Consider the following 1284-nt stretch of genomic DNA (forward strand, 5'->3'; position numbering starts at 1 on the left):
TTTTGAATGCATTTACATCTCTATCAGACCCTGCTAATTCGAACTTAGTAATAACGGGCACATTATATTCGCTAGCTATTTGATCAGCTGCTCTCGCGAAATTATCCGCCCACACAAGATTTCCCGAAGCAGCCACTCCGACCATCCAATCGCCGTTATCCTTAAGCCATTCGCTTACCGTTGCGGGCGGCTGACCGAAGTCATATGTCGGCGTTACCAGCACGAACGGTTCCTCAACGACCTCGCCCGTCTTGACTTCGCGTGCCTGCCCGCCTAGTCCGGTCTTAGCGATGAACCGCCGCACGTTTCCCGTCAGCGAGTAGAAATAAACGATCACGGCTGAACTCCGGTCGCGTACGCTAACAGCACCGCGGTAGGAATGATCAACAAAACGAGGCCGGCGATTTTCGTCGTGATTTCTTCGAACGTTTTCGCCTTCACGCCGCCTACAAATATAATGAGAATCGCGAGGCTGAATAGCGCTACGTACGTAATCATTCGTCTTCACCCGCCTCGACGTCTAATGCCGCCAATTCTTCTTCGAGTTCATCGACTTTTTCGTTCAGATAGTTGAGCTCGCCTTCTAAGTCGTCGATTTTATTTTCGGTAACCTCAACCAAGTCGTATAATTCGAAAAGTTCCGTTTCAATATCTTCGTATTTTCTCATCCGCGTCCACCTCTCCGTTCAATTTCCGCATTTAATTCCGCAATCCTAGCAGCCGTCCGATCACGCTCGATTTCCGTCTCAATCCGTTTAGATTCGAGGCGACTTAGCCGGTAATCATGATCGATCAGATCGACTTCCAATCGGCGCTTCATGTCGGTCAAATTTGCGAGTGGAACGCTATACATTTCCGCATATTCAACCGCGCTGACTTTACGCTTCTCAGCCGCTTTTATATCGTCTCCATAACGTCCCTTAACCGCTTCGATCGTCTCTTTTGAATATGAGAAGAACGCGTTAGCAAACTCGGCTTCTTCAGGCGTAATGACCGCCGTTTTATCCGCTTCTTTTTGCCGCAACTGATTGACCAGCGCGACCGAAGCGTTTATCAGATTATCGTATGACTCCTGCGATATAGTAACGTTAGGCGTATCTTCCATCGTCATTTACCTCCGATCGTGTCGAGGATTTCTTTGATTGCGTAGTATTCCGGACTCAGCATTTTCATGACACCGATAGGTATCGTCACCATTCCGGTAATTAAAGTCGCGACGGTGACGACGATGATTACGATAAACAAACCTCCGTCACCCACATTCCGCAGCTTATAGTAAAACGA

3 protein-coding genes are annotated in these 1284 nt (G+C 48.3%); all 3 read right to left on the reverse strand.

Annotation, left to right across the window (positions count from 1 at the left end):
* Positions 1-337, reverse strand: a 337-nt coding sequence (nrdI, locus tag V7L95_RS04115; protein WP_340968158.1) for a class Ib ribonucleoside-diphosphate reductase assembly flavoprotein NrdI, incomplete at its 3' end; no start/stop codon positions are given.
* Positions 338-494: 157 nt separating this feature from the next.
* On the reverse strand, positions 495-668 hold the full coding sequence (locus tag V7L95_RS04120) for a hypothetical protein (protein WP_340968161.1): 174 nt from the start codon (positions 666-668) through the stop codon (positions 495-497).
* Positions 665-1105: a hypothetical protein gene (locus tag V7L95_RS04125; RefSeq protein ID WP_340968162.1), complete on the reverse strand. Its 441-nt coding sequence runs from the start codon at positions 1103-1105 to the stop codon at positions 665-667. The genes V7L95_RS04120 and V7L95_RS04125 overlap by 4 nt, the downstream gene beginning before the upstream one ends.
* Positions 1106-1284 lie beyond the last annotated feature (179 nt).

It is taken from the genome of Bacillus sp. PPSBB_11 (assembly GCF_038023285.1).
Lineage (GTDB): Bacteria > Bacillota > Bacilli > Bacillales > Bacillaceae > Bacillus > Bacillus altitudinis.